General features: G+C 70.0%; 18 protein-coding genes and 1 pseudogene. 6 read left to right on the top strand and 13 right to left on the bottom strand.

Going from position 1 to position 25763, the window contains the following annotated elements:
• Positions 1-9 precede the first annotated feature (9 nt).
• The 4 genes from ABH920_RS22785 to ABH920_RS22770 form a co-directional block, all read right to left on the bottom strand.
• A complete protein-coding gene (locus ABH920_RS22785) occupies positions 10-1038 on the bottom strand; it encodes a carbohydrate kinase (protein ID WP_370351105.1) in 1029 nt (342 codons plus the stop codon).
• Positions 1038-1796, bottom strand: coding sequence for an ATP-binding cassette domain-containing protein (locus ABH920_RS22780; RefSeq protein ID WP_370351235.1), 759 nt, complete (start codon positions 1794-1796; stop codon positions 1038-1040). Before ABH920_RS22780 ends, ABH920_RS22785 begins: the two co-directional genes overlap by 1 nt.
• Positions 1797-1858: 62 nt before the next feature.
• Positions 1859-2881, bottom strand: coding sequence for an ABC transporter permease (locus tag ABH920_RS22775; protein WP_370351104.1), 1023 nt, complete (start codon positions 2879-2881; stop codon positions 1859-1861).
• Positions 2882-2888: 7 nt separating this feature from the next.
• Positions 2889-3929 carry a substrate-binding domain-containing protein gene (locus ABH920_RS22770; protein WP_370351234.1) on the bottom strand — a complete coding sequence of 347 codons (1041 nt, stop codon included), beginning with the start codon at positions 3927-3929 and terminating at the stop codon, positions 2889-2891.
• A 274-nt stretch (positions 3930-4203) separates the two neighbouring features.
• Between ABH920_RS22770 and ABH920_RS22765 the strand changes: the two genes are divergently transcribed.
• Positions 4204-5274, top strand: coding sequence for a LacI family DNA-binding transcriptional regulator (locus ABH920_RS22765; protein WP_370351103.1), 1071 nt, complete (start codon positions 4204-4206; stop codon positions 5272-5274).
• Positions 5275-6005: 731 nt separating this feature from the next.
• Here the strand turns inward: ABH920_RS22765 and ABH920_RS22760 are convergent.
• From ABH920_RS22760 to ABH920_RS22740, 5 genes are all read right to left on the bottom strand, one after another.
• Positions 6006-7249 (bottom strand): IS3 family transposase gene (locus ABH920_RS22760; protein ID WP_370351102.1). Its coding sequence is split into 2 segments (ribosomal slippage): positions 6006-6967 and positions 6967-7249, totalling 1245 coding nucleotides; the frame shifts between segments, so codons are not numbered across the junction.
• A 190-nt stretch (positions 7250-7439) separates the two neighbouring features.
• Complete coding sequence (locus ABH920_RS22755; protein WP_370351101.1) at positions 7440-8954, bottom strand: alpha-N-arabinofuranosidase; 1515 nt, start codon at positions 8952-8954, stop codon at positions 7440-7442.
• A 4-nt stretch (positions 8955-8958) separates the two neighbouring features.
• Positions 8959-9858, bottom strand: a complete 900-nt coding sequence (locus tag ABH920_RS22750) for a carbohydrate ABC transporter permease (RefSeq protein ID WP_370351100.1) — start codon at positions 9856-9858, stop codon at positions 8959-8961.
• The gene (locus ABH920_RS22745) at positions 9858-10892 is read right to left on the bottom strand and encodes a carbohydrate ABC transporter permease (RefSeq protein ID WP_370351099.1); all 1035 of its coding nucleotides are present in this window, start codon (positions 10890-10892) and stop codon (positions 9858-9860) included. The genes ABH920_RS22750 and ABH920_RS22745 overlap by 1 nt, the downstream gene beginning before the upstream one ends.
• Positions 10893-10903: 11 nt before the next feature.
• Entirely contained in the window at positions 10904-12211 is a 1308-nt protein-coding gene (locus ABH920_RS22740; protein ID WP_370351098.1) for an extracellular solute-binding protein, read from the bottom strand.
• A 176-nt stretch (positions 12212-12387) separates the two neighbouring features.
• Here ABH920_RS22740 and ABH920_RS22735 point away from each other — a divergent pair, with 176 nt between their 5' ends.
• Both ABH920_RS22735 and ABH920_RS22730 read left to right on the top strand, forming a co-directional pair.
• The gene (locus tag ABH920_RS22735; RefSeq protein WP_370351097.1) at positions 12388-13389 is read left to right on the top strand and encodes a LacI family DNA-binding transcriptional regulator; all 1002 of its coding nucleotides are present in this window, start codon (positions 12388-12390) and stop codon (positions 13387-13389) included.
• Between the two features lie 50 nt (positions 13390-13439).
• Positions 13440-15872, top strand: a complete 2433-nt coding sequence (locus tag ABH920_RS22730) for a beta-glucosidase (protein WP_370351096.1) — start codon at positions 13440-13442, stop codon at positions 15870-15872.
• Positions 15873-15939: 67 nt separating this feature from the next.
• Here ABH920_RS22730 and ABH920_RS22725 read toward each other — a convergent pair whose 3' ends face one another.
• Positions 15940-16926 carry an expansin EXLX1 family cellulose-binding protein gene (locus ABH920_RS22725; protein WP_370351095.1) on the bottom strand — a complete coding sequence of 329 codons (987 nt, stop codon included), beginning with the start codon at positions 16924-16926 and terminating at the stop codon, positions 15940-15942.
• 496 nt (positions 16927-17422) lie between these two features.
• Between ABH920_RS22725 and ABH920_RS22720 the strand changes: the two genes are divergently transcribed.
• Together ABH920_RS22720 and ABH920_RS22715 are read left to right on the top strand one after the other, a co-directional pair.
• Positions 17423-18577, top strand: coding sequence for a condensation domain-containing protein (locus ABH920_RS22720; RefSeq protein WP_370351094.1), 1155 nt, complete (start codon positions 17423-17425; stop codon positions 18575-18577).
• Positions 18570-19673, top strand: a complete 1104-nt coding sequence (locus ABH920_RS22715) for a glycoside hydrolase family 99-like domain-containing protein (protein WP_370351093.1) — start codon at positions 18570-18572, stop codon at positions 19671-19673. The genes ABH920_RS22720 and ABH920_RS22715 overlap by 8 nt, the downstream gene beginning before the upstream one ends.
• Positions 19674-19698: 25 nt before the next feature.
• On the opposite strand, the gene ABH920_RS22710 is transcribed toward ABH920_RS22715, so the two are convergent.
• From ABH920_RS22710 to ABH920_RS22700, 3 genes and pseudogenes are all read right to left on the bottom strand, one after another.
• Positions 19699-20850 (bottom strand): BBE domain-containing protein, encoded by a 1152-nt coding sequence (locus ABH920_RS22710; protein WP_370351233.1) that lies wholly within the window; start codon positions 20848-20850, stop codon positions 19699-19701.
• Positions 20851-20868: 18 nt separating this feature from the next.
• Positions 20869-21291, bottom strand: a pseudogene (locus tag ABH920_RS22705) (FAD-binding protein); the annotation flags it as partial.
• A gap of 14 nt (positions 21292-21305) precedes the next feature.
• Entirely contained in the window at positions 21306-23723 is a 2418-nt protein-coding gene (locus ABH920_RS22700) for a SpoIIE family protein phosphatase (RefSeq protein WP_370351092.1), read from the bottom strand.
• A gap of 161 nt (positions 23724-23884) precedes the next feature.
• Between ABH920_RS22700 and ABH920_RS22695 the strand changes: the two genes are divergently transcribed.
• The gene (locus ABH920_RS22695; protein ID WP_370351091.1) at positions 23885-25741 is read left to right on the top strand and encodes a sigma-70 family RNA polymerase sigma factor; all 1857 of its coding nucleotides are present in this window, start codon (positions 23885-23887) and stop codon (positions 25739-25741) included.
• Positions 25742-25763: the final 22 nt, after the last annotated feature.

Here is a 25763-nt window from a genome sequence, read left to right as displayed (position 1 = left end):
GCTGCTGGCTTAGAGAAAAGCCGCTGCTGGCGTATCGAGTTCGGCTCTGGTGGGTGGGTCGGATCCGCGGCGTCCGCAGGTGATGGCTGCGGCGAGTGCGGCGTCGGTGAGGAGTGCGGTGAGCGTGTCGAGGTCAACGGCCCGCAGGGTGTCGCGTTCCGACGCGCCGAGGAAGTGCCGGTCATGCAAGCCGGCTAGCAGAGCGCTCATATACGCATCGCCAGCCCCCACCGTGTCGACCACCTCGACCGGGAACGCCGGCACCTCCACCACACCCACCCCACAAGCCGCGACCGCGCCCGCCGCGCCAAGCGTCACCACGCAGACTGCCGCGCCCTCCGAGACTCGGCGCCGCGCGAAGGCGGCCGGCGACGTCCCCGGCAGCAACCATGCCAAGTCCGCGTCGCTGAGCTTGACCACATCGGCCAGCCCGAGAAGCGTGCTGATTCGGCCACGCGCGTCGGGGACCGCAGCCATGTGCTCGGGGCGCACATTGGGGTCATAGCTGATCGTCGCCGTACGCCGAACCCGCCGCACCAACGCCGCGATCTCATGCGCGCCCGGCGGCAGCACCGCGGCGAGCGAGCCGACGTGCAGCGCGGCCAGTGACGCGGGCTCGACCCGCGCGAGCTCGGCCTCGGTCCACTGCCAGTCGGCGGTCCCATGGAGCCGCAGGTCGTAGTGCGGACCCTCGGCGCCATGAGAGACCAGCGCCACCGACGACGCCTCCCCCGCCGCGACAACCCCGCGCATATCAACCCCCGCCTCAGCGAACCGCCGCCGCATGATCCGCCCCGGCGGATCACCCGAAACCCGCGCCGCCATCCGGACCGGCACGCCGAGCCGCGCCAAGCCCACAGCCACATTCGCCGGTGAACCCCCCGGCACCCCTTGATACAGATCCTGAACATCCGTGCGTCCACCCGATCCCCCGACCGGGATCAGGTCGATCAGCGCCTCGCCGACCACGGCTATCGCAGAAATCGCAGCTTCCGCAGCGACCGCAGCAGCGGCGACAGCGCCCTGTTCCCGTCCCATCACCCGGCCACCAGGTTGCCGGGAGCGGCGCCGGTCATGATCGCGACCGCGTCCGACATCTCGATCTCGCCCGGCCGCACCACCGCCACGCGCCGCCCCAGGCGCTGGACGTGCACCCGGTCCGCGACGTCGAAGACCGCCGGCATGTCGTGGCTGATCAGCACCACCGGCAACCCGCGTTCGCGCACCTGGCGGATCAGGTCCAGGACCATCCCCGTCTCCTTGACTCCCAGGGCGGCCGTCGGCTCGTCCATGATCACCACGTGCCGCGCGAACGCCGCGCTCCGCGCCACCGCCACGCCCTGCCGCTGGCCGCCGGACAGCGTCTCCACGGCCTGCTTCATCGAGCGGATGCCGATCTTCAGCTCGGCCATGTGCCCGGCCGCCTCGCTCTGCATCCGGTCGCGGTCGAGCATGCGGAACACCGTGCCGAGCACCCCCTTGCGCCGCTTCTCCCGCCCCAGGAACAGATTCGAGGCGATGTCCAGCGCCGGGGCGACCGCAAGATCCTGATACACGGTCTCGATCCCGGCGCGGCGCGCGTCGGCCGGGCCGTGGAAGCGCACCGGCTTGCCGTCCAGCAGCAGCTCGCCGGAATCCGGGGTGAGCGCGCCCGACAGCGCCTTGATCAGGCTGGACTTGCCGGCGCCGTTGTCGCCGATCACCGCCAGGATCTCCCCCGGCAGTAGTTCGAAGTCGCAGCCGTCCAGGGCGGTGACGTGGCCGTAGCGCTTCACCAGGCCTCGGGCTTGCAGCACGGGCTCCGCGGGCTGCCCGGCTGCTGCGCCTCCTGATTCGGAGGACGTCGTCGTCTGCGCGGTCACTTGCGCCTCCTGCGAGCGAGCTGGTCCACTGCCACGGCCGCGATGACCAGGATGCCGGTGATGAGGATCTGGTAGACCGAGTCGACCCCGGTCAGCTGCAATCCGTTGCGGATCACGCCGACCAGCAGCGCCCCGTACAGCGCGCCGACGATCGAGCCGCGGCCGCCGAACAGGCTGATGCCGCCGAGCACCACCGCGGTGATCGAGTCCAGGTTCTCCGTCTGGCCGGCCTGCGGGTCGCCGACGCCGGTCCGGGCGACCAGCAGCAGCGCCGCGACGCCGTACAGCGCCCCGGCGATCGTGTACACCGTGATCAGCTGGCGCCGGACGTCGACGCCGGCCAGCCGCACCGCGTCCGGGTTGTCGCCGACCGCGTACAGGTGGCGGCCGGCCGCGGTGTGCCGCAGCACGTACCAGGCCACCGCGAACAGCGCCAGCATCAGCACCGAGCCGTAGGTGACCCGGGTCTGACCGAGCGGGAACGTGTCGCCGAGCTTGGTCAGCACCGTGGGCAGCCCGGTGACGGTCTGCTCCTTCGACGTGATGTGCGTCAGCGCCATCGCGATGTTCAGCGTCCCCAGCGTGACGATGAACGGCGGCAGCTTGGCCAGCGTCACCAGCGAGCCGTTCACCGCGCCGAACAGCGCGCAGACCCCGATTCCGGCGGCGATCGCGAGCCAGGCCGGCAGGCCGCCGGCGACCGCGAGCTTGGTCATGACGATCGACCCGAACGCCATCACGGCGCCGTTGGACAGGTCGATCCCGGCGGTGAGGATGATCGCGGACTGGCCGACGGCCAGCGTCCCGACCACCATCACCTGCTGCAGGACCAGCGACAGGTTGCCGCCGGTCAGGAACCGGTCGGAGGCGAAGGAGAAGTACAGGCAGGCCAGCAGCAGGGCACCGAGCGGGCCGAGGGTGGGGACCCGGAGCAGGGCACCGACCCTGCTCCCGGGCGCTTCGGCCGGCGGCGCCGCGGAGGCGGCGCGCTCGGCGGTCGTGGTACTCACAGAACTCATCGCGGCCTCACGATCCCCAGCAGTTGGACTGGCCGAAGGCCGTGTCCTTGGAGTCGACGCCGGTGATCGGCGACGGCGCGATCAGGTCCACGCCGGTGTCGGTGTAGCCGCTGGGCTTCTTGCCGGTCTTGGCGAAGTCCCTGACGGCGTCCACCCCGAGCGAGGCCATCTTCAGCGGGAACTGCATCGAGTCGGCGACGAACTCGCCCTGCGCCAGGGCGCTGACCCCGGTGCAGGAGCCGTCGATGGTCACGATGGTCGCCGACTTGTCCTTGCCGGCCGCCTTGAGCGCCTGGTAGGCACCCATCGCGGCGGGCTCGTTGATCGCGTATACGAGGTTGATGTCAGGGGCCTTCTGCAGGCAGTTCTCCATCGCGGTCTGCCCCTTGGCCTGGTCGCCGCCGGTGTCCGCCTCGCAGGCGATCGACGGGTCGCCCTCGGCGATCCCGAAGCCGGCCAGGAAGCCGTCGTGCCGCTGCACGCCGACGTCCACGCCGGGCGTCAGGTCCAGCATGGCGATCTTCACCGGCCTGCCGGCCTCCTTGGCCTTGGCGAACTGGCCGATCAGCTTGCCGGCGGTCGTGTTGTTCGTGGCGAACAGCGCGTCGGCGGAGTTCTGCGGGTCCGGCGGGGTGTCCAGGGCGATCACCACGACGCCCTGCTGGCGCGCGCGGTCCAGGGTCGGCGCGATCGCCTTGGGGTCGCTCGGGGTGATCAGGATGCCCTTCACCCCGGCCGCGATCATGTTCTGCACCGCGGTGACCTGGCCGGAGTTGTCGCCGTCGTAGGCGCCGGCCGCGGTCAGCAGCTTGACGCCGTCCTTGGCGGCCTCGGCCTGCGCGCCCTTCTTCATGGTGACGAAGTAGGGGTTGGTCTCGGTCTTGGTGATCAGCCCGACGGTGATCGAGCCGGAGCCTCCGGAGCCTCCGGAACCAGAGCCGGCGCTCGACGAACCGCCGGAGCCGCAGGCGGTCAGACCGGCGACGAGGCCGGCGGCGACCGCGAGCGAAATTATCGCTTGGGAAGTGAGCCGCGATGACATGGGGATGCTCCCTGTTCGGATGGGGTTTCGGGTCGGTTTCGGGACCTGCTGCTGTGCGGTGGGCAACGCGGCGTCCGGCTGTGTGGGTGGGGCCGACCTGCGCGTTCTCGGTGGAGAAAGGAAGGGAAACGTTTCCACAAGGTCTCTGGAAACGTTTCCCTGGAAACGTTTCCTGGTACCGTAGGGCTGATGTGACGCGCTGTCCAGGGGTAGGCGAGAATCGAAGTCGATCGTGACTGTTCCGTTTCCGACACCGCCGTGGGCGAGGCAAGGGGGAACCGTGGCCGAAGGCCGTCGGCAGACCGGGGCCGGGCGCAGCGTCACCATGCGCGACGTGGCCGAGCGCGCCGGCGTGGGCCTGGCCACCGTCTCGCGGGTGGTCAACGGCGGGGCGAGCGTCGCCCCGGACCTCGCGGACAAGGTGCGCGAGGCGGCCCGCGACCTCGGCTACCGCCACGACGCCACGGCCAGCAGCCTGCGCCGCGCCGACCGGCGCACCGACACGGTCGCGCTGGTCCTGGAAGACGTCGCGAACCCCTTCTCCTCCGCGTTGCAGCGCGCGATCACCGACGCCGCCTCCGAGCGCGGCATCCTGGTGCTGTCCGGAAGCAGCGACGAGAACCCGCTCCGCGAGCGGGATCTGGTCGAGACGTTCACCGCGCGCCGCGCCGACGGCCTGATCGTGGTCCCCACCGGCCGCGCGGACGACGCCCTGCGGGCCGCGCAGAGCTTCGGCACACCGCTGGTGGCGGTGGACCGGATGGTCGACCTGACCGGCGTCGACACCGTCACCGTCGACAACCGCGAGGGCACCGCGGCGGCCGCCGAGCGCCTGCGCGCCGCCGGGCACCGCCGGGTCGCGTACTTCGGCGACCAGCCGAGTATCTGGACGGCTGGAGAGCGCCTCGCAGGGTTCTTCGACGTCTTCCCGCAGACCCCGGCCGGCTCGGTCGGCCCGGCCGGGCCGGCCAACGCAGCCATCCCGGTCGTCCGCGGCCTGACCAGCATCGAGCAGGCCGAGCAGGCGGCGCGCGAGGCGCTGGCCGCCCCCGAGCCGCCGACCGCGTTCGTGTCCGGCCAGAACCTGATCACCATCGGCATCCGCCGCGCATTGCAGGAGGCCGGACTGGAGCACCGGATCGCGCTGGTGGGGTTCGACGACTTCCCGCTGGCGGACCTGCTGACGCCGGGGGTGTCGGTCATCGCGCAGGACCCGGCGCAGCTGGGGCGCGAAGCCGCGAGCCTGCTGTTCGCGCGGCTGGACGGCTACGAGGGGGCGGCGCGGCACACGATCGTGCCCACGCGCTACATCGCGCGGGGCTCCGGGGAGATCCCGGCTCCTGCGGGCTGAGCCGGCACATGTCTGGAGGGGACTGTTTTCCGGTGCTCTTGCTTGATGTGTGGGTGTGGGTGTGGATGGCTGGGGTGCGGTGGGTGCGTCGGGTGCGGTTTGTTGGTGGGTTTTAGGAGCTTTTTACGGCTTCGCCTAAGGTTTGGTGACCTCGCAGGGGGACGCAGTTCGGTGGTGTGCCGCAGGTTGCGCTGGCGGCCGGCGGGTGTTGCTGGGCACGACCGCGCACCGGTCCGAGTCACTGCGCACGCGTTGCGTAGGCGGCGATCGTTGGGCGTGGTGGGTGCCTAAGATCAAAGGCAGGCGCCTCCGGCGGGGGCACTCGAGGCTCTGAGGGATCCCCAACCCCCCGCCTCGGCGGCGGTCCGAGTGTTGGTCACCTCGTCCCGGATCCCTCGTCGCTGTCGTCGCCCTAAAGGGAACCATCCCGGCCTGGCGGGGTAAAGCCGCATCACACGCTGCTGTGGTTGGCTTTCGTCCGGCTTGACCCCGCCAGTCCGGGCTGGTTGTGCAAGCACCGCCGACAGCGACGAGGGATCCGGGACAACCCCACCTGTGGGAAGGATTCCCGCGTCTTGGGCACGCCACGTCACCGCCCGCAGGTGTGCGCAGTGACTCGGACCTGTGCGCGGTCGTGCACAAGAACGACCGCCGGCCGCCAGCGCTACCAGCGGCACACCACCGAACTGCGCCACCCAGCGAGGTGAACCGCCCCGGGAGGGGTCCAGACTCTAGTGTTGGGTTGTGAGCTGGGTTGTTGGCTGGTTTTGGTAGAACTCTGTTTCGTATTCTGCGGGTGGTTTGTGTCCTATCTCACCGTGGAGTCGGCGGTTGTTGTACCAGTCGGTCCATTCGGCGGTGGCGAGTTCGATGTCGGTCAGGGTGCGCCAGAGGCCGTGTCGGTTGATCAGTTCGGTCTTGAACAGGCCGATGGCTGATTCCATGAGCGCGTTGTCGTAGGCGTCGCCGACTGATCCGATGGAGGCGGCGATGCCTTCGACGGCCAGGTGTGCGGCGAGCCGGAAGCTCGTGTATTGCGATCCGGCATCGGAGTGGTGGATCAGTCCGTGGCGCGGCTCGCCGGTGCGGTCGCGTTGCCACAGGCCCATCTCCAGCGCGGCGAGCACCAGGGGTGTGGTCTTGCTGGTGGCAGCGGACCAGCCGATGATCCGCCGGGAGAAGGTGTCCAGGACGAAGGCCACGTAGACGGTGCCGGCGTGCGTGGGCACATAGGTGAAGTCGGCAACCCACACACGGTTGGGTGCCGGGGCGACGAAGGCGCGATTGAGCAGGTCCGGTGCCCGGTCGGCGGCCGGATCCGGCACGGTGGTGCGGATTTTGCGGCGGCCGCGGGTCGCTCCGGCCAGGCCCAACTCGCGCATCAACCGCTCCACGGTGCAGCGGGCGACCTGCTCTCCTTGCCGGTTCAGTGCGGCCCAGATCTTGCGGGCGCCGTAGACGCTGTAGTTGTCGGCGTGGATATCGGCGATGAGTTTCTTCAGCTCGGTGTCGCGGATGGTCCGGGCCGAGGGCGGGCGTTTCTTGAAGTGGTAGTAGGTGGAGGGGTCGATGCTGCAGCCGTGCTGGGTGAGGGTGGTGCAGATCGGCTCGACGCCGCCGAAGCGGTCCCGGTGCTCGTCGATGAAGGCTACGAGCGTCTTAGTGGCCGGTCGAGCTCGGCCGCGAAGAAAGACGCCGCGGCTTTGAGGATCTCGTTGGCCCGCCGTAGCTCGGCGTTCTCCTGCTCCAGCGCCTTGATCCGGGCGGCTTCCTCGGTGGTCACACCGGGGCGGGCGCCGGCGTCGATCTCGGCTTGGCGGACCCAGTTGCGCAGCGTCTGCGCGGTCCCGATCCCCAACTTCGCCGCGATCGACTTGATCGCGGCATCCCGGGACGGGTACTGGTCGGTCGTCTGCAAAACCAGGCGGACTGCCCGGTCCCGCAGGTCGGCGGGGTATGGCTTGACATGAGGCATAACGACTTGATCCTTACAAACCGATCGAGTCTGGATCAAATCCGGAGCGATTCAAGGTCACCAAACCTTAGGCGAAGCCGCAAAAAGCTCTTAAAACCCACCAACAGAACCGCACCCGCCACACCCCAGCCACCCACACCAAGCAGCAGCGCCTGTTTCCCCGGGTCGCCGCAGCTCGAATCAGTAAGACTCAGCGCAGCGCGATCGCCGTCCACGACACCGGCGGCAGCTCGATGCTGAGCACGCCGTCAGCGAGCGTCACACTCGAGTTCGCCTTCGGAACCACCCGCTGCGGCTCGGCCAGCGTGTTCTTCGCGTAGACATCCGCATCGGCGAGCGTAACCGCCTCGACGACCCGTGCCGAGCCGAGACCGCGCACGTCGACCGCCACCTGCACGGCCTGCGTCAGGTCGCGGTTGACCAGGAACACCGCGACCCGGTCCTCGTCCACCGTCGCGACGGCGTCGATGACCGACGCCTCGCCATGGCGCGCCGTCGTGTACATCGGCGCCTCGATCAGGGGTCTGATCACCTCCCCCGCAGCGAGCCGGCTGGTGATCGAGAAGGGGTAGAACGTGGTCTGCCGCCAGGCCGGGCCGCCGGGCTCGGTCATGATCGGCGCGATCACGTTGACCAGCTGCGCGAGCGAGGCCGAGGCGACCCGATCGCTGCGTTTGAGCAGCGTCATCAGCAGGTTGCCGACCACAACGGCGTCCGCCACGGTGTAGACGTCCTCCAGCTGCCGGGGAGCGTGCCGCCACTCGGCGTTGACCGCCTCAGAATTGGCCTCCTGGGATTCCTGGTGCTCCTTGAGGTACCAGACGTTCCACTCGTCGAAGGAGACGTCGATCTTCTTGCTGGAGCGCTTCTTGTAGCCGACGTGGTCGGCGGTCGCGACGACGGTGTCGATGAAGTAGTCCATGTCGACCGCTGAGGCGAGGAACGAGCCGAGATCGCCGTCGTGTACCTGGTAGTACGCATGGCACGAGATGTAGTCGACGTGCTCGTAGCTGTGCTCCAGGACCGTGCGCTCCCAGTCGCCGAAGGTCGGCATGCCGGACCCGGACGAGCCGCAGACGACGAGCTCCAGGTCCTTGTCAGCCATCTTCATCGCGGCGGCGGTGCGCGCGGCGGCCTTTCCGTAGTCCTCCGCGGTCATGAAGCCGGTCTGCCAGGGTCCGTCCATCTCGTTGCCGAGGCACCACATGCGCACGTCGTGCGGCTCCGGCGTGCCGTTGGCGACGCGCAGGTCCGACAGGGCGGTGCCGGACGGGTGGTTGGCGTACTCCAGCAGGTCCAGCGCGGGCAGGATGCCGCGCGTGGCGACGTTGACCGCGAGCATCAGCTCCGCGTCGGTGAGCTTGAGCCACCGGGCGAACTCGTCGAGGCCGACCTGGTTCGACTCCAGCGAGTGCCAGGCGAGGTCGCGGCGTACCGGGCGTTTCTCGCGCGGGCCGATCGAGTCCTCCCAGCGGAATCCGGAGACGAAGTTGCCGCCCGGGTAGCGGATGGTCGTGCTGCCGAGCTCCCGGACGAGCTCCACGACGTCCATCCGGAACCCGTCCGCGTTCGCGCTCGGATGCCCGGGCTCGTGGATCCCGGTGTACACGCAGCGTCCGAGGTGTTCGACGAACGAGCCGAAGGTGCGGCGCCGCACCGGAGCGATGACGGCCTGCCGGTCGAGCGTGATGTGTGCGCGGGGCAAGGCCTCATCCCTTCACGGCGCCGGTGAGACCGCCGACGATCCGCTTCTGGAAGATGGAGAAGAAGACCAGCGCGGGCAGCATCGCCAGCGACGTGAACGCGAGCACCTTCGCAGTGTCCTGCGAGTACTGCGAGGAGAACGCCTGGACGCCGAGCGGCAGGGTGAAGTTGGCCTGCGAGTTGAGGATGTACAGCGGCAGGACGTAGTTGTTCCAGCTGCCGATGAACGCCAAGATCCCGACCGTCACCACGCCCGGCAGCGACAGCGGCATCACCATGCGGAAGAAGAACCCGAGCCGGCCGGCCCCGTCGATCGTGGCGGCCTCCTCGATCTCCTTCGGGATGGCGCGCAGGAACGGCACCAGGATGATGACGGTCGTCGGCAGCCCGAACGCGATCTCCGGGATGATCACGCCGGCCAGGTTGTCGACCAGGCCGAGGTCCTTGATCACGATGTACAGCGGGGTGATCGCGATGACCAGCGGGAACATCAGGCCGGCGGCGAACAGCGAGTACATCGCGCCCTTGAGTTTGAAGTCGTAGCGCGCGAGCACGAAGCTCACCATCAGGCCGAGGATGACGATGCCGACGGTGCTGGCGAGGGCGACGACGACGGAGTTGGCGAACTCGCCCCAGAACGTGTTCGACTTCAGGACGTTGGCATAGTTGCTGAAGACCCAGGGATGCGGCAGGCCGGCCGGGCTGGTGGTGATCTGAGCGTTGGTGCGGAATCCGCCGAGCACGATGTAGAGCACCGGCGCGACGCAGACCGCGATGAACACCAGCGCGGCGAAGTAGACCGCGGGGCTGCCCCACTTCGCCGGTCTGTCCCGGTCGTCGCGCCGTCTGCCGGGCGCCTTCGGCTTCGCGGCCGATCCGAGCCAGTCGGCGGTCCGCGTGCTCATCAGCTGACTCCTTCGGTGATGGCGCCCCGGAGGTCCCGGCGCAGGACGAAGCGCTGGTAGACCAGCGCGACGACGAGCGTGATCAGGAACATCACGACGGCGACGGCGCTGCCGTACCCGTAGTTGCCCGCGGACCGGCCCTGGGCGACCATGTAGATCGCCATGGTCGAGGTGCCCGCGGTGCCCGAGACGTACTGGCCCCAGATGATGTAGACGAGGTCGAACAACTGCAGCGAGCCGATGATCGACAGGAAGGCCCAGATGCGGATCGTCGGCCCCAGCAGCGGCAGGGTGATGCGGCGCTGCATCTGCCAGTAGGAGGCGCCGTCGATCTGCGCGGCCTCGAAGAGCTCGTCGGGGATCGACTGCAGGCCGGCGAGCATCAGGATCACCGCGAAGCCGATGTACTTCCAGGAGATGATGGCCATCAGGGTCCAGATGGCGAGCTTCGGATCGGCGATCCAGTCCTTCTGCCAGGAGCCGAGGCCGATGTGTTTCAGCAGGTCGTTGAGGGCGCCGGTGCTCTGCAGCATCAGCGACCAGCCGGTGCCGACGATCACCTCGGAGATGACGTAGGGCACGAATATCAGGACCCGGATCACCGCGCGGCCGCGGATCCGCTGGTTGAGCAGGACCGCCAGGAAGATCGCCAGCGGTCCCTGGATGACCAGCGAGAGCACCAGGATCAGCAGGCTGTGCCAGAGCACCTGCTGGAACGCCGGGTCGGTGAGGATCAGCCGGTAGTTGTTCAGGCCGACCCAGTCGGTGGCCGCGCCGTAGCCCTGCCATCGGTAGAAGCCGTAGTACGCGGCGAGCACGACCGGGAAGATCACGAACGCCACGAAGACCAGGATCGGCGGTCCGGACAGGAGCGCTATCTCCAGTCGCATCCGGCCGCGGCCCCGGCGGCGCCGCGCGTCCGGGACTGGGGCCGGGGCCGAGGCCGGGGACGGCGGAGTGACCGCGCCCCCGGCCTCGGCCGGGTGCTTCGCGTGGCGCTCGAGGCCCGTGTCGGTACCCACGGTGTCGCTCATCGTCTTGGTACTCAGCCTCTCGCGGCGGCGCTGTTGGTGGCCGAGACGATGCCGGCGGCGCTGCCCTGGCCGGCCATCAGGTTCACCACGGCGGTGTTCATGGCGTTGCCGACGTTCTGCCCGAACTGCGTGTCAAGGTATTGCATCGCGTAGGCGGCCTTGCTGAACGCCTGCAGCGTCGAGACGTTGTAGGGATCGGTGACCGCGTCCTGCGCCGCCGGGTTCACCGGGATCGCGTCGAAGGCCTTGGCGTAGGCCTCCTGCTCGGGCTTGGTCGCCAGAAACTCCAGGAACTCGAAGGCCTCCTTCGGCGCCTTCTTCGACACCGAGTAGCCGTCCGCGCCGCCCATGATGGCGGTCGGGTCGCCCTGGCCGCCGGCCACCGCCGGGAACGGGAACCAGCCCAGGTCCGGCAGCGGCTTCTGGTCCGGGGTCAGGCTGGCGATCACGCCGGGGTCCCAGTTGCCCATCAGCTCCATGCCGGCCTTGTGGTTCGCGAGCAGGCCGGCCGAGGAGCCGGCGCCCTGCTGCGCCGAGGTGGTCAGGAAGCCCTTCTGGAACGGGCTCGTCTTCAGGAACGCGGCCACGTCGTCGCCGGCCTTGGTCCAGCACGGATCGCTGAACTTCAGCGACTTGGCCGTGCTGGTCATCGTGGCCTGACTGCACTCGCGCAGCGCGAAGTTGTAGTACCAGTGCGCCGCCGGCCAGGCGTCCTTGGCCCCGACCGCGATCGGCGCGACGTTGATCGCCTTGAGCTTGGCGACGTCGGCCTCCAGCTCGTCGATCGTCGTCGGCGTCGAGGCGATTCCGGCCTGCTGAAACAGGTTCTTGCTGTAGTAGAAGCCCTCCGGCTGGGTGTCCATCGGGACCGCGTAGACCGTGCCGTCGATCGACTCGGCCGCGAGGGCCGCCGCGCCGATGTTCGCCTTGTCGGTGGCGGTCAGGTTCAGCGCCTGGACCTGGTCGGCGTTGACCATCGCCTGCATCTTGCCGCCGCCGCGCTGCAGGAAGATGTCCGGCGCGGAGTTGGAGTTGAGCGCGGTCTGCAGCTTGCCGTCCATGTCCTCGTTCTGGATCGTCTGGACGTTGATCGTGACGTTCGGGTGCAGCGTGTGGTAGTCCTTCGCGGCGGTCAGGAAGAACTGCTGACCCGGGCCGGTCGTCGAGTTCTGCCAGATCGTCAGCTTGACCTGGCCGCCGCTGGAACCGCTGCCGCCGCTTCCGCCGCCGTTGCTGCTGCCTCCGGCACAGCCGGCGGCGGCCAGAGCCGCGCTCAAGCCGACCAGGCCGGCCATCACGGTGCGTGTTTTCCTCGTCACTGTGGAAACTCCTTGTCCGTAGTCATGGTCAACACCTGGCCCCGGGGCAACGGGGGCGATGGGATTCATGAGAGCTCCGGGGACACCGGGTCCCCAGGGGATGGCGATGAGTTTGCGCGCACGTTTCCGTCGTGTCAATCGTTGTCGATAACGTTTTCTATCGCTAACGTGGCGGCGTGCAGCAACCCAGAGTCACCATCAGGGACGTCGCCGAACAGGCTGGCGTCTCGGTCGCCACCGTGTCCAAGGTCATCAACCAGCGCTACGGCGTGGCCGCGGACACCACGGCGCGCGTCCAGGCGGTCATCGACGAACTCGGCTACGAGGCGAGCCTGGTCGCGCAGAGTCTGCGCAACCACCGCACGAACGTGATCGGCATCCTGGTCGCGGACCTCGAACCGTTCAGCACCGAACTGCTCAAGGGCGCGGCGGACGCGATCCGCGGCAGCGGTTTCGAGCTGGTCGTCTACAGCGCCGGCGGCCGCACCGGCGACGTGGTGGGCTGGGAGCGGCGCTACCTCTCGCGGCTGTCCGGCACCCTGGTGGACGGCGCGGTGCTGGTCACCCCCACCGTCGTGGACGTGAACTACGGCGCACCGGTCGTCGCGGTCGATCCGCACGCGGGCTCCTCGAGCTTCCCGACCGTGGACGCCGACAGCCTGCGCGGCGCGCACCTGGCGACCGAGCACCTGCTGGCCCTCGGGCACCGGCGGATCGCGATGCTGACCGGCCGCAAGGACCTGGAGTCGGCGAAGCTGCGCGAGCAGGGCTACCGCGAGGCGCTCGCGGCGGCCGGCGTGCCGTTCGAGGAGTCGCTGGTCCGGGTCGGCGGCTACGACGCGGACGTCTCGGCGCTCGCCGCCCACGAGTTGCTGACCTTGCCGCACCGCCCGACCGCGGTGTTCGCCGCCAACGACGTGACCGCGATCGCCACCATCGCGGTGGCCCGGGACCTGGGGCTGCGGGTACCCGAGGACGTCTCGGTCGTCGGTTTCGACAACATCCCCGAGTCCGCGCTGTGCGTCCCGCAACTGACCACCGTCAACCAGCCGATCCGCACGATGGGCGAGCGCGCGGTGGAGATGCTGATCCGGCTGATCCGCGGGGAGCCCGTGGAACGCACCCACCTGACGCTGGCCACGGAGTTGGTCGTGCGCGGGTCCACCGCCCCGGCCTGATGGATTCCCCTTTCGCACCAACGATGCTCCCCGATTAAGGAAAGCCGCACATGGCCATAGAACACACCGCCGTCGTCGAACTCTGGCGCGACTCCGCCGCCCCGGCCGCCGACCGGATCAAGGATCTGATACCGCGCATGTCGGTGCGGGAGAAGGTGGCGCAGCTGTACGGGGTCTGGGTCGGCGCCGATGCCACCTCCGGGCAGGTCGCGCCGTTCCAGCACTCCTCGGAGGCGCCGGCCGCGGACTGGTCCGACGTGCTGCGCGACGGCGTCGGGCAGCTGACCCGGCCCTTCGGCACCGCGCCGGTGGACCCGGTGACCGGGGCGCGCGCGGTGGCCAACACCCAGCGCGAGCTCGCCAAAGCGGGCCTGGGGATCCCGGCGCTGGTGCACGAGGAATGCCTGACCGGGCTGGGAGCCTGGCAGGCCACCGTCTACCCGGCGCCGCTGTGCTGGGGCGCGAGTTTCGACCCGGAGCTGGTGCGGCAGGTCGGCGAACGGATCGGCACGACGATGCGGCGGCTCGGCGTGCACCAGGGTCTGGCGCCGGTGCTGGACGTCGCACGGGACCTGCGTTGGGGGCGGGTCGAGGAGACCATCGCGGAGGATCCGTACCTGGTCGGCACGCTCGGCGCGGCATACGTTCAGGGCCTTGAGTCCACCGGCGTCATCGCGACCCTGAAGCACTTCGCCGGATACAGCGCTTCGCGCGCGGGACGCAATCTCGCTCCGGTGTCGATCGGTCCGCGGGAGCTGGCGGACGTGATCCTGCCCCCGTTCGAGATGGCGCTGCACGCCGGGGCGCGCTCGGTGATGAACTCCTACGCCGACAACGACGGCCTACCGGTGGCCGCCGACCCGGCGCTGCTCACCGACCTGCTGCGGGGAACTTACAGCTTCAGCGGGACGGTGGTCTCGGACTATTTCTCGGTGGTCTTCCTGCAGCGCCTGCACCGCACCGCGGGCTCCAAGGGGCAGGCCGCCGCGCAGGCTCTGGCCGCCGGCATCGACGTCGAGCTGCCGACCCTGGACTGCTTCGGCGGCCCGCTGATCGCCGCGCTGGAGGCCGGCGAAGCGGACATGGCGCTGGTGGACCGCGCGCTGGAGCGGGTGCTGCTGCAGAAGTGCGAGCTCGGGCTGCTCGACGCGGACTGGTCGCCCGAGCCGCCGATCCTCACCGAGCAGGACCCGCGCCTGGACGACGAGGAATCCCGGGCGTTGGCCGGACGCTTGGCGCGGCGCGCGATAGTCCTGCTGCGCAACGAGAACGGCGTGCTGCCGCTGGCTCCGGGCCAGCGCGTGGCGGTCGTCGGACCGCGTGCGCACGTCGCGGACGCCGCGTTCGGCTGCTACTCGTTCCCGCGGCACATCGGCGTGCACCATCCGGATGTCGCGCTGGGCATCGAGGCGCGCACGGTTCTTGAGGCGCTGCAAGCCGATCCGGCCGGTTATCAGGTCACTTACGCGCAGGGCTGCCCGGTCCCCGATACCGCGAGCTCCGTCCGGCTGCGGGCCGAGCGCGCGGCCGCCGAGGGCGGGTCGGCGGCCGACGTCGCGAGCGTCACCGACGACGCGGCCGTGCGGGACTTCGGGGACCGGCAGATCGCCGAGGCGGTCGCGGCGGCGCGCTCGTCAGAGGTGTGTGTCGCAGTGCTCGGCGACGTCTCGGGCCTGTTCGGCAACGGAACGTCCGGCGAGGGCTGCGACGCCTCCGACCTGCACCTGCCCGGACGGCAAGGCGAGCTGCTGGAGGCGCTGCTGGAGACCGGGACGCCGGTCGTCCTGGTGCTGCTGGTGGGCCGACCGTACGAGCTGTCCCGGTACGCCGACCGGCTCGCGGCCGTCGTCTGCGGCTTCCTGCCCGGCGAGGAGGGCGCGAACGCGCTGGCGGACGTGCTGTCCGGGCGCGTGGACCCGGCCGGGCGGCTGCCGGTGGGGTTCCCGGCGGAGGGGGCGAATCAGCCCTCGACGTACCTCACGGCCACGCTCGGCCTGCGCAGCGACGTGAGCACCGTGGACCCGACGCCGTTGTACCCGTTCGGCCACGGCCTGTCGTACAACCCGGCGGTCTGGACGGAGACTGAGCTGCCCGAGGGCCCGACCTGGCCGACGGACGGCACGCTACGGCTCGCGGTGACCCTGCGAAACGACGGCCTGTCCCCCACCAGCGAAGTGGTCCAGGTCTACCTGCACGATCCGCAGGCCGAGGTGGCGCGTCCCGTGCAGCAGCTGATCGCCGCGCCTCGGGTCGATCTGGCACCGGGGGCGACCCGCACGGTGACCATCGACCTGCCCGCCGACGCGACCTCCTACACCGGGCGCGCCGGCCATCGGATCGTCGAGCCGGGCGAGGTGGAACTGTGGATCGGCGCCTCCAGCCGGGACATCCGCGGGCGACTCGCCGCCCGCCTGGTCGGGCCGCCCCGGCAGGTCGGCTTCGATCGTGCGTTCCAGCCGGGGGTGAGTGTCGTCGAGGGCTGACGGTGCGTTCGTACCCCCGAACTCCGCCGGGCCGGGACGGTCGCCCGGCCCGGCGGACTCCACCCGCTCAGTGCTGCGCGAACTGGGCCTGGGCGGGTTGGACCACGTCCGGTTCGACGGGGAAGGCAGCGGTGGTCAGCTGCTCGCCGAAGATGTCGGTGATCCTGATCGCCTTGCCGCAGCCGACGCCGCTCGCCGACAGGAAGTAGTTGTAGCTGGCGCGCGGCAGCTGCTGCCAGCCGCTGCCGGTGCTGATCTCCAGGCGGCCGACCGGGTTGCGTTCGCCGATGACCTGGATGCCGCACCAGTACTGGCTTGAGCCGGCCTTGTAGCGGATGGAGATGTTGTTGCTCGTGGCGGGGCTGATCAGCTGCCAGCTGATGGAGATCCGGCCGGCCTTGGGGTCGGCGATCTTGGCGAAGGCCTGCTGGCTGAGGTCGAGTTGGCCGGGGGCGCAGGGATAGGGGCACTCGTTGGTGATCAGGACCGTGACCGTGGCGCCGTTGGCCGCGCGGACCAGGATGTGGGCTCCGCACGCTTCGGAGTTCTGGTAGTCGAGCTCGTTCATCGCCGCGATCATCATGTCGGCGGCGGGGCCGAACAGGCAGGCGCCGTTGCCGTCGGCGGCGGCGTATTCCGTGGCGACGCCTTGGTAGGCGACGCCAGGCTGGATCCGTCCGGCCAGGGACGTGTTCGTCTCGCTCGTGGAAGCGCTGTGGGCGGGGGTGGCAGAGGTCTGCGAGGTCGTGGCGGTGCCCGTGGGTGACTTGTGCGCCGAGGCGGGGCTTGCGGATGAAGGTGCCGTGGTCCCCGTGGGCACTGCCGACTGTGCGGAGGTCGGGGTGGCGGTCGGTCCGGCGCTCGTCGGAGTCCCGGACGTGCCCGGCGCCGTTGCACCAGGCACCGCGAAGCCCGGGTCCGCCTGGTGCTGCGCGGACGAACACGCAGCCAGGCCGGCTATCAGTCCTACGACCACGAGCAACGCCGCGGCGGATTTCGGCAGCCGCCTGGTGCGCGGCTTGTGGTGCGGCGTGGTCAGATGCGTGGCCTTCACAGGCCCCCCTTCGAGCGATCGGATACCTTGCGCCAGTCATGTGGTCCGGGAGGGCCGAAAGGTTGCCGTGAAACTTTCACCGTCGGCGGCACCGGGCCCGGAGGTCACGGCGCCGCGCTCGTACGCGGCTCGTGCGCCGCTTGCACGCTACGCGCCGGAGCCCTTAGGTGAGAACGGAATCCGCGTGCCGCCTGGAGGGGAGACCGGGTGTGGCTGGCACTGTGCAGGAGATTCCGGTGGCGTTCGAGGGTGACGGCGCCGGGGTGGGCGAGCTGACGTGGGGACAGCTCGGCATCTGGCGCCGAACCCGGCAGACCGGCCGGACGATGAACCTGGTCGTGGCCGTGCCGATGGCGGACGGCACGCCGGTGGCGGAGCTGGTCGGGATGCTGCGCTTCCTGGTCGGACGGCATCCGGCACTGCGCACGCGGCTGCGGTTCGTGCCGGATCCGGACGGAGGGCGGCGTCCGGTGCAGGTCGTCGCGGGCTCGGGGTCGTGCCGCTGCGGGTCGTCGAGATCGGGGACGATGAGGACGCCGCCGGGGTCGTGGACGAGCTGCGGTCGCGGTACGAGCTCGAGTCCTTCGACTACGAGCACGAGTTCCCGGTGCGGATGGCGGTCGTCACGCGGTCCGGGACGGCGGCGCATCTGGTGATCGGCTACAGCCATGTCTTCGTGGACGGGGCCGCGATCCGTGCGCTGGCGCGGGATCTGGAGCACTTCAACCGGGCCTCCGGGGCGTCCGGGGTGGCGACCGCGCCGCCGCCCGCGCCGCCCAGCGCTCTGGACGTGGCACAGGCGCAGGCCACGGCTGCGGGGCGTCGGCAGAGCAGCCGCGCCGTCCGGCACTGGGCCGCGCAACTCGACCGGCTGACCGACTGGCCGGCCCCCGACCCGCCGCAGGAGCAGGAGCCGCGCCATTGGGAGCTGGTCGGCTACTCCCCCGCGATGGAACTGGGGATGCGCGCGGTCGCGGCGCGCACCGGGGCGGGCACGACCCACGTGCTGCTGGCCGCGTACGCGGTGGCGGTGGCCCGGGTGTTCGGGCGGGATCCGGGCGTGGCGCAGATCGTGGTCGGCAACCGGTTCCGGCCGGGTTTCGCCGAGCTGGTCTCGCAGGTGTCGCAACACGGGATCTGCGTGGTCGACGTCGCGGGCGCCGGGTTCGACGAGGTCGTGGCGCGTGCCGAGAAGGCCGTGACAGGAGCCTGCTTCGCCGGGTACTACGACCCGGTCGAGTGCGACGCGCTGTTGGCCGAGGCGGGCGCTCGCCGTGGGCGGGCGCTGGACATCACGTGGCATCTCAACGACCGGCGGGACAAGACCGGGGCGGGCGAGGGCGACCGCTTCGTGCCCGAGGTGTGGGACGTGGCCCGGGTGCTGCCGCTGAGCAGGTGGTACTGGGGGCGTAAGACGCCGGTGTTCGACGGCTCCTTGTTCATCCAGGTCGACTCCGAGCCCTTGGTTCCCGAGCGGCATGTTCCCGGGGCGGCGCCGCCTGCGGTTCACCTGGAGATCTGGACCGACACCCGGGCTTTCGCGCGGCGGCAGATCGAGGCGCTGGCGCTGGAGATGGAAGCGGTCGTGGTGGCCGCCGCGCTCGGCGTCGGCGGAGCGCCCGGGCGGCACGAGGTACCGGCGCATGGCTGACGAGGCTGATGAGGGTACTGATGGCGGGGCCCACGACGTCTCTCCTCTTGAGGTCGTGGCCTTCTTCCTCCCGCAGTTCCACCCGATCCCGGAGAACGACCGCTGGTGGGGACCGGGCTTCACCGAGTGGACGCACGCGGCGGCGGCGCGTCCACTGTTCGACGGCCATCTCCAGCCGCGCCTACCCGCCGACCTGGGGTTCTACGACCTGCGGCTGCGCGAGAGCCGCCGGGCCCAGTGGGAGCTCGCCGCCGAGTACGGCGTGAGCGCGCTGTGCTACTGGCACTACTGGTTCGGCGGCGTGCGGCTGCTGGAGCGCCCCGAGACGGACCTGCTGAACGACCCGGGCCTGCCGCACCGGTACTGCCTGGCGTGGGCGAACCAGTCCTGGACCGGCGTCTGGCACGGCCGCGGCGACGAGGTGCTGCAACGCCAGGACTACCCGGGCGAAGCCGACGACATCGAGCACTTCAAGTGCCTGCTCCCGCACTTCACGGACGAGCGCTACCTGACCGTCGACGGCCGCCCGGTGTTCTACCTCTTCCGCCCCGACGACATCCCCGACCTCCCCCGCCTGGTCGCACTGTGGCGCCGGATGGCCACCGATGCCGGCCTGCCCGGCCTGTACCTGGTCGGCGACGCCGACGGCGCCTGGGTGCACACCCCCGACCCGCAGCTGGACGCGGCGGTGTTCAACCCCGCGCCGCCGCCCGCCGGCCACCCGCTGGAGGCGGCGTTCGGCGGCACGCCGCTGCACGAGGCGCCCCGGACGTACCGCTACGACGGGATCTACGCGGACTGGCTGTTGGACGGGTGCGGCGCGCCGATCCGGCGGCATCCGTGCGTCGTGCCAGGCTTCGACAACACCCCGCGTTCAGGGCGACGCGGTGTACTGCTGCACGATCCCGATCCGGAGATCTTCGAGGCCGCGGTGACGAAGGCGGCACGCCGGGAGCAGGAGATGCCGGGGCCGCGGATGGTGTTCGTCAAGTCGTGGAACGAATGGGCCGAGGGCTCGGTGATGGAGCCGGACCGGCACTTCGGGCGGGGGTTCCTGCGGGCGCTGCGGCGGGGGCTGGACGCTGCGGGCCGCTGATGCCACCCCCAGCCCGACCGCACCCTCAAACCACCGGAATCGACTGCTCGTGATGGAAGACATCCGCCGGATCCCACCGCCGCTTCACCGCGACCAGGTTCCGCGGGTTCTTGCGGAAGTTGTCGAGGAAGTACAGCCACAGCGCGTGGTCGACGTCGCCCTTGGAGTGGGTGCCGAGGACGTTGTCCGGGTAGTTGTAGTACGCGCCCGCGACCGTGCCCGTCGGGTCGTTGGCCGGGTCGGGGGTCCCGCCGTACTCCACGTAGACCTCCCGGTAGAAGTCGTTGATCCACCGCAGGTGTGCGTCGGTCTGGACGTCGTACGGGGGCTGGGCTCCCTCGCCGGGGCGCGAGGCGTTGAGCCAGTACGTCTGGTACTGGAGCTTCATGATCGCGTCGCGCTGCGGCACCGCCGTCGCGGTGGAGGCGACCCGGTTGATGGCCCCTCCGTAGCTGTCCACCTGGAGCAGGCTCTGGCTCATGTCCGACTCCGAGACGCCGTTCGGAGTCGTGTGGAGCCAGTGGTAGATCGCAGCGACCTGATTCGACGGGAAACCCCTATTCATATACGCGGACTTGTACTTCCCGAACTGGTTCGGCCCCGAGCTGTTCATGGTCTGCAGCGCCTCGAGATACGTGACGTTCTGCACGCTGTCGTTCCCCACGACCGACGTCGTCCACCCCGGATGCCCGCCGAGCGGGTACCGCAGCGGCGCGGGTTCGACGATCGCCCCGAAACGCGTGCGCGCCTCCCCATACCGACGCTCGACCTCGGCCCGGTGTTCGAGCAGCGTCGCCCCTGCGGGGGACACGGCTTGCACGACCATCCCGATCTGCCCGGCCGACACGTGCATCAGCTTCAACAAGCTGAAATCGGTCTCGGGCAGGCTCTGTACGAACTCCGCGTATTCAGCGAGCAAGTTCGCGAAGGATTGCGCATCGATCGCCGTCCAGTCCCATGACAGGGTGTAGATCGAGGCGAACTCCGGGGCGTCGGGCAGCGCGTCGAAGTAGTAGCGCAGAATGACGCCGAAGTTTCCGCACCCAGCCCCTTGCAGAGCCCAGAAGAGATCTCGTTCGTCACTCGACGAACTCGCCGCCGACACGTGATGCAGCTCAGCACTCTTCGACGACGCGTTCCACGTCACGATGTCGACCGCACTGAGATGATCGACCATCAAACCGTGCATTCGCGACAAAAGCCCATACCCGCCACCGGTGATGTGACCGCCGGCACCGACCGAGTAGCAGCTTCCGGCAGGAAGCGTCTTGTTGAAACCGTTCAACAACGTCCGGTAAACGGTCCAGTTCTCACAACCCGCCTCGACGAAGAAAGCAGCACGACCCTCATCCCAGCCGACACGGCTCATCGAGGACATGTCCACAACGGCCCTGGTAGTGCCGTTGTATGCGAAGTCCTCATAGCAATGCCGCCCGGACACGACCTTGACGTCGCGCCCGAAGCGGGAAATCGCCTCGCCGATCTGCGCGACCGCCTCGGCATCATTCCTCGGGACAAAAACAGCCTCAAGCTTCGGCGCGAACCACCGCCGATTGAAGCCTTGCCGATCGCTGAGCACAACGGCACGCGCACCAACACTCGCAGACGGGCTGGACATGATCGCGACTCCATTCACTCAGTGGGCATCAGGTTCTGCTCGGCCCAGATCGTCTTCCCGGTAGGCGTGTGCCGGGTCCCCCAGCTCCGCGCGAACTGGGCGACGAGCATCAGGCCTCGACCGCCCTCGTCGAACACGCGCGCACGGCGCAGGTGCGGAGCGGTACTGCTGCAGTCGGACACCTCGCAGATGAGAGTGTTGTCCTGGATCAGCCGCAAAGTAATCGGTGGTGCCCCGTAACGGATCGCGTTGGTCACGAGCTCGCTGACGATCAGCTCGGTGGCAAAGCTCAGGTCCTCCAAACCCCACGCGGACAACCGCCCGCTGACGTCCTTCCGGGTCTGGCTGACCGCGACCGGATCCGACACCACGTCCCACGCCGCAACCCGCCCCGCGTCCAACGCCCGGGTACGCGTGAGGAGCAGCGCGACGTCGTCCTGCGGTCGGCCGGTGATCAACGTGCTCAGCACGGCGTCGCACGACTCGTCCAACGGCCCGTCGGCAGCGTTGAGGACGTCGCACAGCTTCGCCATCCCCTCGTCGAGGTCACGCTCCCTGGTCTCGATGAGACCGTCGGAGTAAAGGGCCAGGACGCTGTGCTCCGCCAACTCGACGACCGTCGCCTCGAAGGGCAGGCCGCCGATGCCGAGCGGCGGCCCGACCGAGATCGGCAGCACCGTGGCCGGGCCGCCCGGCGGCACGATGACCGGCGGCGGGTGGCCGGCGCTGGCCAGGGTGCAGGTGCGGGACACCGGGTCGTACACGGCGTAGCAGCAGGTGGCGCCGACCTCGCTGCCGACGCGCGCGGCACCGTTCCCCGTGGTCGCGGCCCCGGCTCCGGCCTCGGCTTCGTCGGACAACCGCACGACCAGGTCGTCAAGATGCGTCAGCAACTCGTCGGGCGGCAGGTCCACGTCGGCCAGCGTCCGCACCGCCGTGCGCAGCCGCCCCATCGTCGCCGAGGCCTGAATACCGTGCCCGACGACGTCGCCGACGACCAGCGCGACCCGCGCCCCGGACAGCGTGATCACGTCGAACCAGTCGCCCCCGATCCCCGGCTGCGCCCCCGCCGGCAGATACCGGGTGGCGACCTCGACCGCGCTGTGGTCGGGAAACCGCCGAGGCAGAAGGCTGCGTTGCAGCGACAGAGCCGTCTCGCGCTCGCGCGTGTATCTGCGCGCGTTGTCGATCGCCACCGCCGCGCGCGCCGAAAGTTCCTCGGCGAGAAGCAGGTCGTCGTGGTCGAACCGTTCCATCCGGTCCTGACGACTGCGGCGGTAGAACACTGCGACGCCCAACGTCGCGCCTCGGGCACGCAGCGGCACGGCCAGCATCGAGTGGTACCCCTGCTCGCGGATCCGAGCGGCGCGCACCGAGTCCGTACGCATCCACTCCACGAACTCGGCGTCCTCGGCGTTGCTCAGAACTCCCGCACCGCCGGCGAGGGCGCGCGCCGGAGGTGTGAACTCGGGATAGCTGTCCGCGACGCCGATGTCGAGCACGGTCTTCAGCGCCGGGCTGCTGCCGGGGGCGAAGCGGTGCGCGACGCGGCGCAACGTGACGGTGCCGTGCAGAGCCTCCTCCCCCACTTCTGCATCGCTCTCCAGAGCCGTGAGGAGGTCGACGCTTGCGAAGTCCGCCAGCTCCGGAACCGTCACCTCCATCAGCTCCCGCGCGGTCTGCGCGACGTCCAGCGTGCTGCCGATGCGGCTGGCGGCCTCGTTGAGCAGGACGAGGCGTTTGCGGGCCCAGTACTGCTCGGTGATGTCGTGGGCGACGAGCGCCACTCCTCGCACCTCGCCGCCGGGGTCCTTGAGCGGCGCGAAGTCGACGGACCACGCGTGCGAGCGCCGTTGTCCGCCGGTGCGCTGGAAGCTTTCCAGGCGGCAGGGTTCACCGCTGTCGACGGCACTGCGCAGGCCGTCGGCCAGGGCCGACGTCTGCGGCTGCGTGGTGATGTCGTGGATGGGGAGGCCTCGGATCGCGGCGTCCGGCAGGCCGACGACGGTTTCCATGGACTGGTTGGAGCGGCGGTATCTGAGGTCTGCGTCGTAGAGGGAGACGGAACAGCGCGGTAGTTGGTCGAGGGCCCAGTGTGCGAGGTCGTCGTCCTCGGGGCGCGGCTGCGTGCCGTCCAGGGGGCTGACGACGCGCCAGGCGTCCGGGCCGGATCCCGGGGCGCCGTGGTGCGCGACGACGACCACGTCGACGCGCCGGCCGTCGCGGTGGCGCAGCGCGAGCTCGCCGCTCCAGCGTTCGGGGTCGGTGCCGACGGCGTGCAGGAAATCCGCCTTTGAGGCGGGTTCGGCCATCAGTTCGGCGGCGGGGTGGCCGACGATCTCGGCGGCCGGGTAGCCGAGCAGGCTTTGCGCACCCTGGTTCCAGCGCGTCACCCGGCCTTGGGCGTCGACGACGCACTCGGCTGTCGCCATACACCGAATTGTACCGATTGAGGACGATATCCTCCGGCCGCGTTCCGTCGCTCGGGTGAGGGTATGCTCGCGGATCGCTCAGGAAGTGATATCCGCTGCGGTGGTGCCGGGTCTCCAAAGGTGAACCGACGCTCGCTCATTCCTGCAAAGGCGGAGACCCCATGGCGGACAATCTCGATCCACACCTGATCCTCGCTGCTCAGCGTGGCGACCAGCAGGCGCTCGACGCGTTGATCGCCGCGTACCTGCCGCTGGTCTACAACATCGTCGGCCGTGCGCTGCAGGGGCACGCGGATGTGGACGACGTGGTCCAGGAGACGATGCTGAGGGTGGTCAACGGCCTGGCCGGGCTGCGTGACCCGGCGGCGTTCCGGTCCTGGCTGGTGTCGATCGCCATCCGCGAGGTGCGGGACAGCCGGAATCGGAGCCGGAGCCGGAGCCAGAACCAGAGCCGGCAGCGGCCGGTCGGTGGTGACAGTGGCTACGGCGGCGGTCTGGAGGAATTGCAGGGCGTCGCGGATCCCGGGGCGGACTTCGTCGACCTGACGATCCTCCGGCTCGGCCTGTCCGACCAGCGGCGGGAGACTGCGGAGGCGACGCGCTGGCTGGACGAGGCGGATCGCGACCTGCTCGCGTTGTGGTGGCTGGAGGCCGCGGGTCAGATCACGCGCGGCGAGCTGGCGGCGGCGTTGGAGGAGACGCCTGCGTACGCCGCGGTGCGGGTGCAGCGGATGAAGGCGCAGCTGGAGACGGCTCGGGCGGTGGTGCGCGCGGTGTGGGCGACGCCGCGGTGCGGAGGGTTGGACGCGGCGATCCGGGACTGGGACGGGCGTCCGTCGCCGCTGTGGCGCAAGCGCCTGGCCCGGCATGTACGGGAGTGCGGTGAGTGTTCGGAGTTCCAGCGGGGATTGGTGCCGGCCGAGAGCTTGCTGGCCGGGGTCGCTTTGCTGCCGCTGCCGCTCACGCTCACGGGTGCGTATCTCGGCGGCCGCGCCTGGCGGAAGCCGGCACGGCGGCATCCGAACGTCGGCCGGTCCTTGCTGCCGACGAGCAAGCTGGTCGTCGCCTCGGCGGCGGTCGCGGTTCTGGGGGTGAGCGCCGCGATCGCGATGGCGGGCAGTGGGTCGACGACGTCGCCGAATGCCGGTCCGGTGGCTGACCGGTCCACGGTCGGCGGGGTGGCCGGGACGTCGGCTGCTTCGCCGGCTCCGACCAGCCTCGCGACGCCGACCCCCGCTTCATCGACGCCAGCGCCGGGCACCCCGACACCGGCGGCTTCCGCGACGAGCACGTCCCCCTCCCCTTCCCCTTCGGTGCGCCCTTCGGTGACCCCGGCGGGGCCGGTCTACGGCCAGACCGTCGACACGGTCGACGCAGCGCCCGACCGCCTCGCCAAGCCCGGACCGCTGCCCCGGCGCCCCGAAACCGTGCCGATCACCGCCACCGGCAACTACTCGCAGCCGTTCAAGGGCTCGCTCGGCGGCACGTACCTGATGTTCTGGAACGGACAGAGCGTCACGATCACCGGCACAGGCTACTTCCGCGTCCGCTACGAGATCGCGTGGTTCAACCGCGTCGGCGGGATGGTGATGCCGACCTGGACGGGCCTGCGGGGCAAGCTGTTCCACGTCGCCTCCGGCGGCGGGCGGCGCATGGACGACAACGGGGCCGGCCAGCCCACGGACGTCACCTGGATGGGCAACCCGAAGGCCGGCTACATCACGCTGCCGCCGGGCGCGCAGCAGATGTGGAACAACGAGTTCTTCTACCTCGACGGCACCGTCACCCTGCACGAGACCGAGGGCTACGCCGACTACAACCTCAGCGTGACGCCGTTCACGTGGGCGCAGGTCACCCAGGACATCGACGCCGCCCCCGACGGCCACGGCATCGTCCGCTACGGCCTGGTGCGCGACACCGGCACGGACGCGGCGCCGGTCCCGCAGTACCTCACGCGGGCCACGCCCGCCAAGCCGACGGATGTGCCTCAGCGTTCGGAGGTGGGTGCAGGGTCCTGACAGCCGGTACTCGGCGAACGGA

This window comes from Catenulispora sp. EB89 (genome assembly GCF_041261445.1).
Lineage (GTDB): Bacteria > Actinomycetota > Actinomycetes > Streptomycetales > Catenulisporaceae > Catenulispora.
This window is presented reverse-complemented; position numbering and strand designations above follow the sequence as displayed.

Coding starts and splice junctions, on each gene's coding strand:
- ABH920_RS22785 (WP_370351105.1), bottom strand. CDS start 1,038: ATGGGACGGGAACAGGGCGCTGTCGCCGCTGCTGCGGTCGCTGCGGAA.
- ABH920_RS22775 (WP_370351104.1), bottom strand. CDS start 2,881: ATGAGTTCTGTGAGTACCACGACCGCCGAGCGCGCCGCCTCCGCGGCG.
- ABH920_RS22750 (WP_370351100.1), bottom strand. CDS start 9,858: ATGAGCACGCGGACCGCCGACTGGCTCGGATCGGCCGCGAAGCCGAAG.
- ABH920_RS22745 (WP_370351099.1), bottom strand. CDS start 10,892: ATGAGCGACACCGTGGGTACCGACACGGGCCTCGAGCGCCACGCGAAG.
- ABH920_RS22730 (WP_370351096.1), top strand. CDS start 13,440: ATGGCCATAGAACACACCGCCGTCGTCGAACTCTGGCGCGACTCCGCC.
- ABH920_RS22715 (WP_370351093.1), top strand. CDS start 18,570: ATGGCTGACGAGGCTGATGAGGGTACTGATGGCGGGGCCCACGACGTC.
- ABH920_RS22710 (WP_370351233.1), bottom strand. CDS start 20,850: ATGGTCGATCATCTCAGTGCGGTCGACATCGTGACGTGGAACGCGTCG.
- ABH920_RS22700 (WP_370351092.1), bottom strand. CDS start 23,723: ATGGCGACAGCCGAGTGCGTCGTCGACGCCCAAGGCCGGGTGACGCGC.
- ABH920_RS22695 (WP_370351091.1), top strand. CDS start 23,885: ATGGCGGACAATCTCGATCCACACCTGATCCTCGCTGCTCAGCGTGGC.